General features: G+C 58.8%; 15 protein-coding genes. 9 read left to right on the forward strand and 6 right to left on the reverse strand.

Annotated features, from left to right (window positions below; all coding sequences use genetic code 11):
* Window positions 1-101: 101 nt before the first annotated feature.
* The 8 genes from ppsA (at window position 102) to H8F21_RS09385 (ending at window position 8188) form a co-directional block, all read left to right on the forward strand.
* Window positions 102-2477, forward strand: coding sequence for a phosphoenolpyruvate synthase (gene ppsA / locus H8F21_RS09350; RefSeq protein WP_203543100.1), 2376 nt, complete (start codon window positions 102-104; stop codon window positions 2475-2477).
* A 105-nt stretch (window positions 2478-2582) separates the two neighbouring features.
* On the forward strand, window positions 2583-3581 hold the full coding sequence (locus tag H8F21_RS09355) for an alpha/beta fold hydrolase (protein ID WP_203476829.1): 999 nt from the start codon (window positions 2583-2585) through the stop codon (window positions 3579-3581).
* Window positions 3582-3670: 89 nt separating this feature from the next.
* Window positions 3671-4159 carry a ribonuclease E activity regulator RraA gene (gene rraA, locus H8F21_RS09360; protein WP_203476828.1) on the forward strand — a complete coding sequence of 163 codons (489 nt, stop codon included), beginning with the start codon at window positions 3671-3673 and terminating at the stop codon, window positions 4157-4159.
* A 27-nt stretch (window positions 4160-4186) separates the two neighbouring features.
* Complete coding sequence (locus H8F21_RS09365) at window positions 4187-5182, forward strand: zinc transporter ZntB (protein WP_203476825.1); 996 nt, start codon at window positions 4187-4189, stop codon at window positions 5180-5182.
* Window positions 5183-5277: 95 nt separating this feature from the next.
* A complete protein-coding gene (locus H8F21_RS09370; protein ID WP_371922260.1) occupies window positions 5278-5532 on the forward strand; it encodes a CrfX protein in 255 nt (84 codons plus the stop codon).
* Between the two features lie 2 nt (window positions 5533-5534).
* A complete protein-coding gene (locus H8F21_RS09375) occupies window positions 5535-6359 on the forward strand; it encodes a mechanosensitive ion channel family protein (protein WP_136475258.1) in 825 nt (274 codons plus the stop codon).
* A 114-nt stretch (window positions 6360-6473) separates the two neighbouring features.
* A complete protein-coding gene (gene sigX, locus H8F21_RS09380; protein ID WP_036990388.1) occupies window positions 6474-7040 on the forward strand; it encodes an RNA polymerase sigma factor SigX in 567 nt (188 codons plus the stop codon).
* 110 nt (window positions 7041-7150) lie between these two features.
* A complete protein-coding gene (locus H8F21_RS09385; protein WP_136475259.1) occupies window positions 7151-8188 on the forward strand; it encodes an OmpA family protein in 1038 nt (345 codons plus the stop codon).
* A 57-nt stretch (window positions 8189-8245) separates the two neighbouring features.
* Here H8F21_RS09385 and cobA read toward each other — a convergent pair whose 3' ends face one another.
* The 5 genes from cobA to H8F21_RS09410 form a co-directional block, all read right to left on the reverse strand.
* Window positions 8246-8989: a uroporphyrinogen-III C-methyltransferase gene (gene cobA, locus H8F21_RS09390; protein ID WP_203476824.1), complete on the reverse strand. Its 744-nt coding sequence runs from the start codon at window positions 8987-8989 to the stop codon at window positions 8246-8248.
* Between the two features lie 29 nt (window positions 8990-9018).
* Complete coding sequence (locus tag H8F21_RS09395) at window positions 9019-10689, reverse strand: bifunctional protein-serine/threonine kinase/phosphatase (protein WP_203476823.1); 1671 nt, start codon at window positions 10687-10689, stop codon at window positions 9019-9021.
* Window positions 10690-10698: 9 nt separating this feature from the next.
* Window positions 10699-11910 carry a nitrate/nitrite transporter gene (locus H8F21_RS09400; RefSeq protein ID WP_203476821.1) on the reverse strand — a complete coding sequence of 404 codons (1212 nt, stop codon included), beginning with the start codon at window positions 11908-11910 and terminating at the stop codon, window positions 10699-10701.
* A 217-nt stretch (window positions 11911-12127) separates the two neighbouring features.
* On the reverse strand, window positions 12128-12703 hold the full coding sequence (locus H8F21_RS09405; protein ID WP_203476819.1) for an ANTAR domain-containing response regulator: 576 nt from the start codon (window positions 12701-12703) through the stop codon (window positions 12128-12130).
* Between the two features lie 15 nt (window positions 12704-12718).
* A complete protein-coding gene (locus tag H8F21_RS09410) occupies window positions 12719-13933 on the reverse strand; it encodes a CmpA/NrtA family ABC transporter substrate-binding protein (protein WP_328824451.1) in 1215 nt (404 codons plus the stop codon).
* Window positions 13934-14085: 152 nt separating this feature from the next.
* Between H8F21_RS09410 and H8F21_RS09415 the strand changes: the two genes are divergently transcribed.
* Window positions 14086-15108: a quinone-dependent dihydroorotate dehydrogenase gene (locus tag H8F21_RS09415; RefSeq protein WP_203476817.1), complete on the forward strand. Its 1023-nt coding sequence runs from the start codon at window positions 14086-14088 to the stop codon at window positions 15106-15108.
* Window positions 15109-15202: 94 nt separating this feature from the next.
* Here H8F21_RS09415 and rmf read toward each other — a convergent pair whose 3' ends face one another.
* The gene (gene rmf / locus H8F21_RS09420; protein ID WP_010223328.1) at window positions 15203-15418 is read right to left on the reverse strand and encodes a ribosome modulation factor; all 216 of its coding nucleotides are present in this window, start codon (window positions 15416-15418) and stop codon (window positions 15203-15205) included.
* Window positions 15419-15897 lie beyond the last annotated feature (479 nt).

Raw genomic sequence — 15897 nt, forward strand, 5'->3', positions numbered from 1 at the left:
TCTCACTTATTTTCCAGGTCCAGGCCACAAGCGCCCAGTCAAGCCAGAGTAGGCAGGCGGGCGACCTGAGCTTTTCCAACACAGTTAGTGGAGAGATCACCTTGGTAGAGTACGTAGTTTCCCTCGATAAGCTCGGCGTCCATGATGTGGAGCACGTGGGGGGCAAGAACGCATCCCTCGGCGAGATGATCAGTAACCTCGCGGGCGCCGGTGTATCGGTCCCCGGCGGCTTTGCCACTACGGCTCAGGCGTACCGTGATTTTCTCGAGCAGAGTGGGCTCAATGCACAGATTCACGCCGCGCTCGACGCGCTGGACGTCGATGACGTCAACGCCCTGGCCAGAACCGGTGCCCAGATCCGCCAGTGGATCATGGAAGCCGAGTTTCCCGAGCGTCTGAACGAAGAAATTCGCAGCGCGTTTGCCCAGATGTCCCAGGGCAACCCGAACATGGCTGTCGCCGTACGTTCCTCGGCTACCGCCGAAGACTTGCCAGACGCCTCGTTCGCCGGCCAACAGGAAACGTTCCTGAACATCCGAGGCGTCGAGAACGTCATCCGCGCTGCCAAGGAAGTATTTGCTTCTCTGTTCAACGACCGCGCCATTTCCTACCGTGTTCACCAGGGCTTCGATCACAAGCTGGTAGCCCTGTCGGCGGGTGTGCAGCGCATGGTACGTTCGGAAACCGGAACTGCCGGGGTGATGTTCACCCTCGACACCGAGTCGGGCTTCCGTGATGTGGTCTTCATCACGGGTGCTTATGGCCTGGGCGAAACCGTGGTGCAAGGCGCGGTAAACCCGGATGAATTCTATGTCCACAAGGGCACACTGGAGGCTGGCCGTCCCGCTATCCTGCGCCGTAACCTGGGCAGCAAGGCAATCAAGATGGTCTATGGCGAAGAAGCCAAGGCTGGCCGCTCGGTCAAGACCGTTGATGTCGACAAGGCCGACCGTACCCGTTTCTGCCTGAGCGACGCTGAAGTCAGCGAACTGGCCAAGCAGGCAATGATCATCGAGAAGCACTACAAGTGTCCGATGGACATCGAGTGGGCCAAAGACGGTGATGACGGCAAGCTGTACATCGTTCAGGCACGTCCTGAAACCGTGAAGAGCCGCGCCCAGGCCAACGTCATGGAGCGCTACCTGCTCAAGGAGACCGGCACCGTCCTGGTTGAAGGTCGTGCCATTGGCCAGCGTATCGGCGCCGGCAAGGTCCGCATCATCAAGGACGTCTCGGAAATGGACAAGGTCCAGCCGGGCGACGTGCTGGTCTCGGACATGACCGATCCGGACTGGGAACCGGTGATGAAGCGCGCCAGCGCCATCGTTACCAACCGTGGCGGCCGTACCTGCCATGCCGCGATCATCGCGCGTGAACTGGGTATTCCGGCTGTAGTGGGTTGCGGTAATGCCACCCAACTGCTGCAGGAAGGCCAGGGCGTAACCGTATCCTGCGCCGAAGGCGACACCGGTTTCATCTTCGAGGGTGAACTGGGCTTCGATGTTCGCAAGAACTCCGTCGATGCCATGCCTGATCTGCCATTCAAGATCATGATGAACGTCGGCAACCCGGACCGCGCGTTCGATTTTGCCCAGCTGCCAAACGCCGGTGTTGGCCTGGCGCGCCTGGAGTTCATCATCAACCGCATGATCGGCGTGCACCCCAAGGCGCTGCTGAACTATGCCGGCTTGCCGCCAGAGTTGAAGGAAAGCGTCGACAAGCGCATCGCCGGTTACAACGATCCAGTTGGCTTCTATGTCGAGAAACTGGTCGAGGGCATCAGCACCCTGGCTGCAGCGTTCTGGCCGAAGAAGGTCATCGTGCGTCTGTCGGACTTCAAGTCCAACGAATACGCCAACCTGATCGGCGGTAAACTCTACGAGCCGGAAGAAGAAAACCCGATGCTGGGCTTCCGTGGTGCCTCGCGCTACATCAGCGAAACCTTCCGTGACTGCTTCGAACTCGAGTGCCGTGCACTCAAGCGCGTGCGCAACGAAATGGGCCTGACCAACGTTGAGATCATGGTGCCGTTCGTACGTACCCTGGGCGAAGCCAGCCAGGTCGTCGACCTGCTTGCTGAAAACGGCCTGGCCCGCGGCGACAACGGCTTGCGCGTGATCATGATGTGCGAGCTGCCGTCCAACGCCATTCTCGCCGAAGAGTTCCTTGAATACTTCGACGGTTTCTCCATCGGCTCCAACGACCTGACTCAGCTGACCCTGGGCCTGGACCGTGACTCAGGCATCATCGCTCACCTGTTCGACGAGCGTAATCCTGCGGTGAAGAAGTTGCTGGCCAACGCCATTCAGGCTTGCAACAAGGCTGGCAAGTACATTGGTATTTGCGGCCAGGGCCCATCCGACCATCCGGATCTGGCCAAGTGGCTGATGGAACAGGGCATTGAAAGCGTTTCGCTCAACCCGGACTCGGTACTTGAGACCTGGTTCTTCCTGGCTGAAGGTCAGGCAGCGAACTGATGTGCTGAACCGAAACCTTCACTTGGCGGTGGCCGGTGAAGGTTTCGACCGTATTCCAGGGCGTGTTCCAGTGATGGTTCCCGCCCTTTTTCGTGCAAGAAACCTATGCAAAGCAGCAGTACTCTTTTTCCCGTGGCCTTGCTCAGTGCCGAGCGACGGGGTGATCTGAGCGAAGATGTCTACCGGATCAAAGCCGGTAACAGCCCCGATCGCACCGTTGAGCTGGCGGTCACCCGTCTTGGACTGGCGGATCAGCCCGAGTTACGTGGTGTGCCAGTCATTCTGCTGCATGGCAGTTTTTCCAACCGACGATTCTGGTATTCGCCGCGAGGCGTCGGCCTGGGCGCCTATTTGGCGCGCGCCGGTTTCGATGTCTGGATTCCGGAAATGCGCGGTCATGGCCTGTCGCTGCGCAATCGCAACTATCGCCATAATCGCGTCGCCGACTATGCCCGCTATGACTTGCCAGCAATCGCTGCCTTTGTCTATGAGCAGTGCGGTCGTGCTGCGCACTGGGTTGGCCACTCATTGGGTGGCACTACTCTGGCTGCTGCTCTGGGTGGCAAGTACCTGGGGGCCGAACAGGTGGCCAGTGCCGCGTTTTTTGGTACGCAGGTCAGCCGTACCTACTGGCCGTTGAAATTTCCGCCAGTGGAGTGGGGCGGGCGTCTGTTGCTCAAGCGCTTTGCGCAAATTTCCGGTTCGAGGCTCAAGCGCGGGCCGGAGGACGAGCCTATTGGACTGGCGCTGGAAAGCATGCGTTGGTTTGGTCTGTTCGGGCGCTTTGGCGAGAAAGACAATGACTGGTGGGCCGGACTTGCCCAGATAGATGTGCCTACGCTGGCTGTCGCCGCTGCCGGTGATCATCAGGACCCGGTGTGGGCGTGCCGCAAGTTGTTTGAGCAGGTGGGTGGCGAACACAAGCAGTTTGTTCGTTTGGGACGCGAGGAAGGCTTCGACAATTTTGGTCACGTCGATATGCTGGTCAGCAAGCCGGCCCAGGTGCAGGTCTGGCCGCTGGTTCAGCGCTGGCTGCACAATCCGCTGTCGCCCGTGCTCGAAGAAGCCGCACCAAGCGTTTCGCCTGCGCCTGGTTATCGTTAAGATGACTAAAGCCGCATCGCTGCACCTCGTCTCATCAATGACACTGTGACATCTACATCCATTGTCTTGGCAACCGACAGGAGTTACCCATGCATTATCTAACGCCCGATTTGTGCGACGCCTATCCGGAACTGGTACAGGTGCTGGAGCCGATGTTCAGCAACTTCGGTGGTCGTGACTCCTTTGGTGGACAAATCGTTACCATCAAATGCTTCGAGGACAACTCTCTGGTCAAAGAGCAGGTTGACCTGGATGGCAAGGGCAAGGTGCTGGTCGTAGACGGCGGTGGATCGCTGCGTCGGGCGCTGCTGGGCGACATGCTCGCGGAAAAGGCGGCAAAGAACGGCTGGGAAGGTATGGTGATCTATGGTTGCATTCGTGACGTGGACGTCATTGCCCAGACCGATGTCGGTGTGCAGGCTCTGGCCAGCCACCCGATGAAAACCGACAAGCGCGGCATTGGTGATCTTAACGTTGTGGTGAGCTTTGCCGGCGTAACGTTCCGTCCGGGCGAGTACATCTACGCTGACAACAATGGCGTTATCGTGTCGCCAAGCCCGTTGAAAATGCCGGAATAAACGCTTGAACCGCTAAGTGGAGCAGTAATGTTCGAGGAAGAAAACGCGCAGTGGGGGCTGGTTCATGCCCTGGTGCTCGATGGCAAGGGCGGTGCGCGTTCGATAGCTCGAACCGAACTCAACGACCTGCAGTTGCAGCCCGAGCAGAGCCTCTGGCTGCACTGGGACCGTAGTCATCCGCAAACCCGTACCTGGCTGCGGCATGACAGCGGTCTGAGTGAGTTTGCCTGCGATTTGCTCCTTGAAGAGAACACCCGTCCGCGGCTGCTGGCCCTGCCTGAAGAACAGATGTTGCTGTTTCTGCGCGGCGTCAATCTTAATCCGGGGGCAGAACCAGAAGACATGGTCTCGGTGCGTATTTTCGCCCAGGCGCAACGAGTCATCTCGCTGCGCCTGCGGCCGCTGCGCGCCAGTGACGAGCTGTTGCAGCAACTGGCCGACGGCCGCGGTCCGAAAACTGCCTCCGAACTGCTGTTGAGCATGGCGCAGTTGCTGACGGAGAAGGTCCAGGCACTGGTCAGCGACTTGTCTGAAGTGGTCGATCTGGAAGAAGAAAAGCTCGAGGCCGACGCCCGTTATGCACCCGAACAGGGCTCTTTGCAGCAGATTCGTCGTCGCGCTGCTGGCCTGCGACGCTTTCTTGCGCCGCAGCGTGAGCTGTATGCGCAGCTTGCGCGCAACAAGTGGAGTTGGTTCGCTGAAGACGACGCCGACTACTGGAACGAGTTGAACAACAGCCTGATTCGTTACCTCGAAGAGTTGGAGCTGACCCGCGAACGGGCAGCGCTGGTGCTGGAAAGCGAAGACCGCCGTCGTGCTGAACGAATGAACCGAACCATGTACCGGTTCGGCATCATTACCTGCATTTTCCTGCCCATGAGTTTCGTCACCGGCCTGCTGGGTATCAACGTCGGTGGTATTCCAGGGTCGCAAAGCCCGTATGGTTTCCTCTTTGCCAGCCTGTTGGTGCTGGGCCTGGCGCTAGGGCAATGGTGGCTGTTCCGCCGCCTGCGCTGGGTGTGAGTCGATGAATGTAGTGAACATCCAGTCACAAACTGCCTGCAGCGTTCATGTGACCCATGCGCAAGCGTCCTCGTCTTTGACTGATATTGCGCGAGGTGCCCATGCACGATCCGTTTGAAGAATCCCTGCGAGACCTGCTCAAGGCCTCACCGTCCGGTAATGACCGTGACGACGATGCCTGCCTTGGGCGCGTCCTAAAAACCGCCAACCGCCAGGTTGGTGCGGGTGATCTGTTCAGCTTGCTTGGCCGCTGGAGCCAGGCACTGATGATCGCCGTCAACAATGGTTCGGCGCATGTTGCGCCGGTCCGCCGTAACGCTACCGCTCGTAAAGCTGATAAGGCCGACTGAATATGGAACTTAATCTCTGGACCCAGAGCTTGCTCGCCGCGATGACCGCGTTGTGGACCAAAGTGGCGAACTTCATCCCTAATCTGTTTGGTGCTCTGGTTGTAGTACTGCTGGGCTTTGTCGTGGCCAAGTTGCTCGACACCTTGCTGTCCAAACTGTTGGCCAAGTTGGGGCTGGATCGCCTGATGGGCGGTACCGGTTTGACCAAAATGCTTGAACGGGTTGGCATCCAGGTGCCGATTTCGACCTTGATCGGCAAGATCGTCTACTGGTTCGTGCTGTTGATTTTCCTCGTCTCGGCCGCCGAGTCGCTGGGGCTTGAGCGCGTTTCGGCAACACTGGATATGCTGGCGTTGTACCTGCCTAAGGTATTCGGCGCTGCGCTGGTGCTGCTGGCGGGCGTGTTGTTGGCACAACTGGTCAATGGTTTGGTGCGCGGTGCTGCAGAAGGCATTGGTCTGGATTACGCCGCAGGTGTTGGGCGTATCGCCCAAGGCCTGGTCATCATCATCAGTATTTCAGTGGCAATCAGCCAGCTTGAGGTCAAAACCGACCTGCTCAACCACGTAATTGTCATTGGATTGATTACCGTTGGTCTGGCCGTTGCGTTGGCGATGGGCCTTGGCAGCCGCGAAATTGCCGGGCAGATTCTGGCTGGAATTTACGTACGAGAGCTTTACCAGGTGGGCCAACACGTGCAGGTTGGAGAGGTCGAAGGGCAAATCGAGGAGATCGGCACGGTCAAGACGACCCTGCTGACCGATGACGGCGAGCTGATTTCGTTGTCCAACCGGATTCTCCTGGAGCAGCGAGTCAATAGCCGCTAACCGGGCAAATCCTGCTAATGTATGCCGCCGCGAAATTACCCCAGGCAGGGGTAAGCGGCGACATTGACCTGACTGTCGGCCAGATTCGTTTTGAATAAAGTTCACTCGCTGCCCATGCGTTACGACCCCCGCGAGCTCACTGATGAGGAGTTGGTGGCGCGTTCGCATGAGGAGCTTTTCCATGTTACTCGCGCGTATGAAGAACTCATGCGGCGCTATCAGCGAACTCTTTTTAACGTGTGTGCACGTTATTTGGGGAACGATAGGGATGCTGACGATGTCTGTCAGGAGGTGATGCTCAAGGTGCTCTATGGCCTGAAGAACTTCGAGGGTAAATCGAAGTTCAAGACATGGCTCTACAGCATCACCTATAACGAATGCATCACCCAGTATCGAAAGGAGCGGCGCAAGCGTCGTCTGATGGATGCCTTGAGTCTTGATCCACTTGAGGAGGCCTCGGAAGAGAAAGCGCCAAAGCCCGAAGAGAAGGGTGGGTTAGATAAGTGGCTAGTGCATGTGAATCCAATTGACCGTGAAATTCTGGTGCTACGATTTGTCGCAGAGCTGGAATTTCAAGAGATCGCCGATATCATGCATATGGGCCTTAGCGCAACGAAAATGCGGTACAAGCGTGCGCTAGACAAGCTACGTGAGAAATTTGCGGGTCTTGCTGAAACTTAGTGGCGCGCAAATATCTCTAACGTACCGGCAAGTTCTGCTAGACTTGTCGTCGAGTTGTCCCCCGGATTGTGGTGGGACTGCTTAACTATCACCAGATGGGGATTTAACGGATGAAATTGAAAAACACCTTGGGCTTGGCCATTGGTTCTCTTGTAGCCGTAACTTCGCTCGGCGCTCTGGCACAAGGCCAAGGCGCGGTTGAAATCGAAGGTAACGTTACCAAGCAGTACTACGATAGCGAGCGCAATTTCAAAAACGACGGCACCAACCCTGGTGTTCGTCTCGGTTACTTCCTGACCGACGACCTGTCCCTGGACCTGGGCTACAACGAGACTCACAACGTTCGTGGTGAAGTCTTCAACAAAGACATCAAAGGTTCCAAGGCCAAGCTCGACGCTACCTACCACCTGGGTACCGTAGGTGACGCAGTGCGTCCGTACGTTTCCGCTGGTTTCGCGCACGAGAGCCTGGGTCAGGCTACCAACAACGGTCGCGACCACTCCACCTTCGCCAACCTGGGCGCCGGTGCCAAGTGGTACATCACTGATATGTTCTTCGCCCGTGCTGGCGTTGAAGCTCAGTACAACATCGACAACGGCAACACCGAGTGGGCACCGACCGTAGGTCTGGGTCTGAACTTCGGTGGTAGCGGCGGTAAAGTTGCTCCAGCTCCTGCTCCAGTTGCTGAAGTATGCTCCGACAGCGACAACGACGGCGTTTGCGACAACGTTGACAAGTGCCCTGACACCCCAGCCAACGTTACCGTTGACGCTGACGGCTGCCCGGCTGTTGCCGAAGTCGTACGTGTTGAGCTGGACGTCAAGTTCGACTTCGACAAGTCGGTTGTGAAGCAAAACAGCTACGGCGATATCAAAAACCTGGCTGACTTCATGAAGCAGTACCCACAGACCACCACCACTGTTGAAGGTCACACTGACTCCGTCGGTCCTGACGCTTACAACCAGAAGCTGTCTGAGCGTCGTGCAAACGCCGTTAAGCAGGTTCTGACCAACGAATACGGCGTAGAATCGAGCCGTGTTGAGTCGGTTGGCTACGGTGAAACCCGTCCGGTTGCTGACAACGCCACCGACGCTGGTCGCGCTGTTAACCGTCGCGTAGAAGCACAAGTAGAAGCCCAAGCCAAGTAATTGGTAAGCGCTTCACAGAAAAGCCCGGCTTAGGCCGGGCTTTTCTTTGTCCGCGATTCAGGCCGGGATTTGTAACAGCGCGCTGCTGGATGCGGCTTGGGCGGCCACGTCGCCGATAACCAGGATGGCCGGGCTGCGCAGTTTGAACTGTGCAGCGTCTTCGCACAGTTGCATGAGCGTACTGCGTTGTTCGCGTTGCTGTGGCAGCGATGCGTTCTCGATCATTGCAATCGGTGTCTCTCCCGCAAGGCCGCCAGCCAACAGACCATGGCGGACCTCCTCAAGCTTGTTGACACCCATGTACACCACCAGGGTGGTGCCGCCCTGGGCCAGTGCCGACCAGTTAAGCGGGCTGTCGTCCTGAGTGTGTGCAGTTACCAGGGTTACGCCACGGCTTACACCGCGCAGGGTCAGGGAAATTCCGCATTGGGTTGCCCCTGCAAGGCCGGCTGTAATGCCATTGACCAATTCAGCTTCGATACCGTGGGCTTGTAGCCAGGCCGCTTCCTCACCGCCACGGCCAAAGATGCACGGATCTCCGCCCTTGAGCCGCGCCACACAGCGGCCCTGACGTGCGTATCGCAGCATCAGGCGTTGAATGAAATCCTGAGGTGTGGAGCGACATCCGCCGCGTTTGCCAACGGCAATCACCCGCGCATTGGGGCAATGTTCGAGGATTAACGGGTTGACCAGGTCGTCAATCAGTACCACTTCGGCTTCGCTCAAGGCGCGAACCGCCTTCAGGGTTAACAGCTCCGGGTCACCAGGGCCCGCACCAATCAGCCAGACTTTTGCTTTCATCAGGTTTTCCTCATCGGCAAGTGGCGCTTTCAGCCTTTTAGCAGGCAGATCAGCAGTATCAGATTGAGCATCAGCGAAAGCAGTGCCAGGCCGCGCCAGACCTTAAGTGGCTCGCGCTCCAGCAGCGGTCGTGGGCGTACGCTCAAGTGTTGGCGTTCGCCTTGTTCGAGCAGTAATAACCATTGTTCGGCAGTCTCGAAACGTTGTTGCGGGTCGGCTGCCAGCGCTTGATTCAAGTTGTGTTCCAGCCATTCGGGCACGTCCGGGCGATAGCGGGCAGCGCTGGTTGGCTGAGCAAAGCGCGGACGTTGAAATGCCTCGATTTCTCCATAGGGGTAATGGCCCGTGAGCAGGTAGAACAGTGTTACGCCTACGCTGTAGAGGTCTTGCCGCGTACTGGGAGGCTCGGCGTCGAAAGCCTCCGGGGCGATGAATGACGGGGTGCCAGGCAGCTCGTGGGCACGGTCTTCGGACAGGCCGGGGCAGAAGGCGAGGCCAAAATCCAGCAAGCGCAGTTGACCGTCGTTGCCGATATGCAGGTTCTCTGGCTTGATGTCCCTGTGCAGGATGTTGCGTCGGTGTAGCAGGCCCACTGCCTGGAGCAGTTGCTGGGCCAATGTGTGCCATTGGGCAAGGGGCAGGGGCCCTGCGTGATCGAAAAGTTGAGCCAGGGTTTGCCCAGGGTATTCGCGCATCAGGTAGTACAGGTGCTGCCGTTGACTGGCAGGGTGTACTTCAGGAAAGTAACGCCCGGCTACGCGGCGCAGAAACCACTCTTCAAGCAGCAGGCTTTGCAAGGCTCCGGGCTCATCCTTGCGATGCGCGGGCAGGGTTTTCAACAGCCACGCCTCCTGCTGCTTGTCGCGCACCCGGTACAGCAGGGACTGACGGCTCTCTCCGAGTGCTTGCTCGATTGTCCAGCCATCAATCGATTGGCCGCTGCGCAAGGCTGTTGGTAATGGCCATTGTTGCAACTGCGCCAACGAATCGCCGAGCGTGCTCGCGCCCAATTGGTCGACGCGCACCAGCAACGCGCTGGCGTTATCCTGGCTGCCGCTGAGGTGCGCCGAGGTGACCAGGGTCTGGGCGGCGTCCTGCAGATCAATCTGTTCGCGCAACACTGCCCTGATCTGTGACTCGCTGAGGCTGGCCCAAACACCGTCGCTGAGCAGAACGAAACACTCACCCGCCTGCAGCTCGCCCTCAAGGTAGTCGACCTGCAAGTGCTGATCGAGGCCCATAGCGCGTTTGAGTACATGTTGCATGCCCGGTTGATCCCAGACGTGATCCTCGCTGATGCGTTGCAACTGGCCGGCCGCCCAGCGATAGATCCGGCAGTCGCCGACATGGGCCAGGGTGAACCTGCGGCCTCTGAGCACCAGGGCGCTGAGGGTGGTCAGCAATGGCTGGCCAGCCCCATTGGCTCGCAGCCAGCGATTCTGCGCCAGCAGCAGGCGATCCAGCGCCTGGGCTACGCCCCAGGTCGGTGGCGTGGCGTAATAGTCCAGGGCCAGTGCCTGCAGGCTTGTGCGCGCAGCCAGGCCACCATCGGCACATTGGCTGACGCCGTCGGCCAAAGCGAACAGATAACCCTTGCTGGCTGCCAGCTCCGGATTCGGCGTGACCAGGCGCAGGGCATCCTGGTTCTCATCCCGAGGTCCGGTCGCGCTGGCTTGGGCGAAGCTCAATTGCAGGCTCATGGCGATGGCTCAGACCCGCGCCGCAGTGACTGCGGCCGAGCCCCAGGTGGTGCGCCAACGCTGCTTGACGCCATGCAGGCCGAACCAGGCCAGCACCCCGAGGCTGGCGAACAGCCAGAGCCCCAGTTGGTAATCGCCGCTGTGCTGTTTGATCGCGCCCAGGCCGGCAGCCAGCAGGAAGCCGCCGATACCACCGGCCATACCGATCAGGCCGGTCATTACCCCTATTTCCTGACGAAAACGTTGAGGTACCAGCTGGAACACGGCGCCATTGCCTGCACCCAGGCCGAGCATGGCACTGACAAACAACGCCAGTGCTGCGACTGAGCTGGGCAGGTTGAAGCCTACTGCGGCGATGCACACAGCTGCCACCGTGTACATCGCCAGCAGGGTGCGAATACCACCAAAGCGATCGGCCAGGGCGCCGCCCAAGGGACGCATCAGGCTGCCGGCAAATACACAGGCAGCGGTGTAATAGCCGGCAGTGACTGGGCTCAGGCCATATTGGTCGTTGAAGTATCCAGGCAGTGCGCTGGCCAGGCCGATGAAACCGCCAAAGGTGACACTGTAGAAAAACATGAACCACCAACTGTCACGGTCACCCAAGGCTTTTAGGTAATCGTTCATGGCTTTAGGCTTGGGCCGTTGTGGGGCGTTGCGTGCCAGCAGCGCAAACAGCACCAGGGTCATGACCAGCGGAATCACGGCAAAGCCGAAGACGTTATTCCAGCCGAAGCTGGCTGCCAGCACTGGCGCCAACAGGGCCGCGAACACCGTGCCGGAGTTGCCAGCACCGGCAATACCCATGGCTTTGCCTTGGTGTTGGGCTGGGTACCATTGCGAAGCCAGCGGCAGTGAGACAGCGAAGGAGGCGCCAGCGACGCCAAGAAATACGCCCAGCAACAAAGCCTGTTCGTAGCTATCGACCCCCAGCTTCCAGGCGCAGAACAGGGCGACGATGACGATGACCTGGCCAATCAGGCCAGCGGTCTTTGGCGACAGTCGATCGACCAGGATGCCCATGACAAAGCGCAGGATCGCACCTGCCAAGATCGGGGTGGCGACCATAAGGCCGCGCTGCTGTGTGGTCAATTGCAGATCGGTGGCTATTTGCACTGCCATGGGGCCGAGCAGGTACCAGACCATGAAGCTGAGGTCGAAGTATAAAAAGGCGGCGAACAGTGTGGGGATATGCCCGGACTTCCAGAAACTTGTATTCATCGAACACCTCGTTGAACGTTGCACTGCAGGTCGCGCCCTCAGCGGGCAGAAACGAAAAAGACGTCGCCTCCCGACCCGCTGCTGCGAGGAGGATGCGACGTCTTTGTCGTGGAGGGGCAACCGCCGTTGGCTACCTTTGTGTTTGATCCAGCAAAAACTGGGCCAGAGTGTTGCATGCTGTGGCCGGCCGCGGGACTAGCCCGACCTTGCCCAGGGTTCAACCAAGCAAATCGCTCATTGCGATAATTTGTTCAGCTACTTGAATCAACTTCTGCTGCTTGCTCATGGCCTGACGGCGCATCAGGGTGTAGGCCTGCTCTTCGTTGCAGTCCTTCATCTTCATTAACAAACCCTTGGCCAATTCGATGCGTTTGCGCTCGGCCAACTGCTGGTCACGCGCCTGCAACTGCGCTTTGAGCGCCTGGTCGCTCTCGAATCGAGCCATGGCCACATCCAGGATTGGCTGCAGCCGGGCCGCATGAATGCCTTCGACGATGTAAGCGCTGACGCCCGCCTGGATCGCTTGTCGCATCACGGTTGGGTCATGCTCGTCGGTAAACATGACGATGGGCCGCGGACGGTCCCTGCTGACCAGGATCACTTGCTCCATGACGTCACGCCCCGGTGATTCAGTATCGATCAGCACGACGTCGGGTCGCACCGTTTCGACGCGTGCTGGCAGATCGATGGTCAGCCCGGACTCTTCAATTACCTCGAAACCCGCTTCGACCAAGGCAGTTTTCAAGCGTCCAACTTGTTTCGCGGTATCGTCGATCAACAGGATTCGCAGCATGGTGGCGTCCCCTTGTCAGCGATGGGCGAGGGCAGCAGGCTTTTCAGCCAGCGCGTGAAGGGAAAAACTGCGGGCATAGCTTGCCGGATCGCTGCCATCCCAATAGGTACCATCATTAAACTGGCTGCGACGCATATTCTGTTCACTGCAAGGCACGCCAATGGCCGTGGCCGCATCGCGGTACAGCGCCAATTGCTGCACCTGGCGAGCTACGGCAAGGTAATCGGGGTCTTCGCGCAGAAGTCCCCAGCGACGAAACTGGGTCATGAACCACATGCCGTCGGACAAGTACGGCAAGTTGGCTCGACCCTGGTCGTACACGCGCAAGGCATGGGGGTCGTGCCAGTGATTGCCGAGGCCGTCGTGATAGTCGCCGAGCATACGTGGCTCAATGTTGTTTACAGACGTGTTCAGGTAGGCCACGCCGCTGAGCAATTGCGCTGTGCTGCGGCGGTTTTCCGAACTCTGTTCGATGAAACGGCTGGCGGCCAGAATCGACTTGACCAGTGCCCTGGCAGTATTGGGGTACTGCTCGACGAACGCGCGCGTGCAGCCCAGGACTTTCTCGGGGTGATCCGGCCATATCGATTGGCTGGTAGCCATCGTGAAGCCCTGGCCCTGCGCGACGGCGTCGGCCGCCCACGGTTCGCCGACACAAAAGCCGTCGATGCGCCCGGCGCGTAGGTGAGCAAGCATCTGCACCGGTGGCACCACCACACTGTTGACGTCACTCAAGGGGTGAATGCCTTGGCTGGCGAGCCAGTAATACAGCCACATGGCGTGAGTGCCAGTGGGAAATGTCTGGGCAAAGGTGAGTTTTGTTCTGCTTTGGTGCACAAAGCGCTCCAGCGCCTCTGGACGGGTCACGCCCCCGCGCTGCAGACCTGCCGACAGATTGATGCCCTGGGCGTTCTGATTCAATCCCATCAGCACTGCCATGTCAGTAGCGCTGGTACCGCCGATGCCCAGGTGTACGGCATAGATCAGCCCATAGAGACTGTGGGCCGCGTCCAGCTCACCACTGACCAGCCTGTCGCGTAATCCGGCCCAGGAGCTTTGGCGCTTGAGGTTCAGGCTCAGGCCATAGGGCTGGGCGAAGCCTTGGGTCGCCGCAACCACCACCGATGCACAGTCGCTCAGGGCCATGAAACCGATGTTCAGGCTGTGCTTTTCTGGCGCATCGCTGCCATTGACCCAGGCCAGGGGAGTTGGGGTGATTTCGTTATTCACAGTGTCACGCCTGTATCGAAGGTCAGGCCGTGCCGCTTTCGTGGCCGGTGTGTAAGGTCAATAAAGCAACGCATATGCCAAGGCCGCGCTGTCCCCCGAGCGACGCCACCTATATAATCGCCCCCCTCACTCACGTCGAGCTAAACCCGCCCATGTATACCCTGGCCCGCCAGCTGTTGTTCAAGCTCTCTCCGGAGACTTCCCATGACCTGTCCCTGGACCTGATCGGCGCCGGTGGCCGCCTGGGCCTGAACGGGCTGCTGACCAAGGCCCCGGCTTCATTGCCGGTTACAGTCATGGGCCTGGAGTTCGCCAACCCGGTGGGTCTGGCCGCAGGCCTGGACAAGAACGGTGCGGCCATCGACGGGTTTGCCCAACTGGGTTTCGGTTTTGTCGAGATCGGCACCGTCACGCCCCGTCCTCAGCCCGGCAACCCCAAGCCCCGACTGTTTCGCTTACCGCAAGCCGAGGCGATCATCAATCGCATGGGTTTCAACAACCTGGGCGTCGACCATTTGATCAATCGCGTGCAAGCGGCGAAGTACCGTGGCGTGTTGGGTATCAACATCGGCAAGAACTTCGATACCCCGGTCGAGCGCGCGGTGGACGACTACCTGATCTGTCTGGGTAAGGTCTACGATCACGCCAGCTACATCACCGTCAACGTCAGCTCTCCGAATACGCCGGGTCTGCGCAGCCTGCAGTTCGGCGATTCGCTCAAGCAGTTGCTTGAGGCGTTGGCCCAGCGCCGTGAGCAGCTGGCCGGTGAGCGTGGCAAGCGTGTGCCGCTGGCAATCAAGATTGCGCCAGACATGAGCGACGAAGAAACCGCCCAGGTGGCTGCAGCACTGATCGAGTCGGGTATGGATGCGGTAATCGCCACCAACACCACGCTCGGTCGCGAGGGTGTCGAAGGCCTTCCTTATGGCGACGAGGCGGGCGGCCTGTCGGGTGCGCCGGTGCTGGAGAAGAGCACGCATATCGTCAAGGTGCTTTCTGCTGAACTGGGTGGCAAGCTGCCGATCATCGCCGCGGGCGGAATTACCGAGGGCAAGCACGCGGCGCAAAAAATCGCTGCCGGTGCCAGCCTGGTACAAATCTATTCGGGATTTATCTACAAGGGACCGGCACTTATTCGCGAAGCGGTAGATGCCATCGCTGCTTTGCCGCGCTAGGTCGCAGGCATAAAAAGGGCCCCATGAAGGGGCCCCTGGGCCTTAGCCCGCCGCCCGGATGGGGCGCGCATGGTAAATGAATTCAGTTCCTCGTTTAGCCAACGGCGTGAAGTTCGTTGAGTCTATGAATACCCGCAGTGCCGGTCATACCGTCCCAATTGTCGCCGCGTCCTTCGCGCCAGCCATTGATCCATGCCTGGCGTACAGACGGTAGAGTAAAGGGGCAAAGCTCGCGGGATTTGCCGGTGACCCCATATTGGTAGCCACGTGAAAATGCTCTTTCCAACGGATCACGCTTAAGTCTTCTCATAGGGTGTTGCCCTCACTTGTTGACTGTAATGTCGCGTCGGCCTCTAGGAGGCCGGGCAGAATCGTTCTGCCGGTTTTGCGCTCGCTGCCGGCGTCGCGAGCGAAGGTGTTGCCCCGTTGCGGTGACAACCTGAGATGAGTTCTAACCAATGCGCGACACAGTGTGAATGATCGTTTTGTCATAAGGGCGTAACCTTTCATAGGGTGAAAGGATAAGTAAATAAATGCTTCAGAGCGGGATTCAACGCAAAGCCCGCTATGATCAGGGTTTGATAAGAATTGAAGTCACTTGGCCATGGCTGAGTGATAATTTGTAACAAGGCAGTCAATACGACGAAGGGTCATATTTCACCCTGACAGTCGTGAAATTTTCATTCTGCCTGGCACTCAAAGGCTTTCTGCTCCGGCAAAAGCATGATTGCCCAGGCGGCCCGGCACACGTTGCGTGCCATTCGAACGCTCGCTGGAAAGGCGTTTGAT

Origin of the sequence: Pseudomonas arcuscaelestis (assembly GCF_016881005.1) — a bacterium.
GTDB classification, from domain to species: Bacteria; Pseudomonadota; Gammaproteobacteria; order Pseudomonadales; family Pseudomonadaceae; genus Aquipseudomonas; species Aquipseudomonas arcuscaelestis.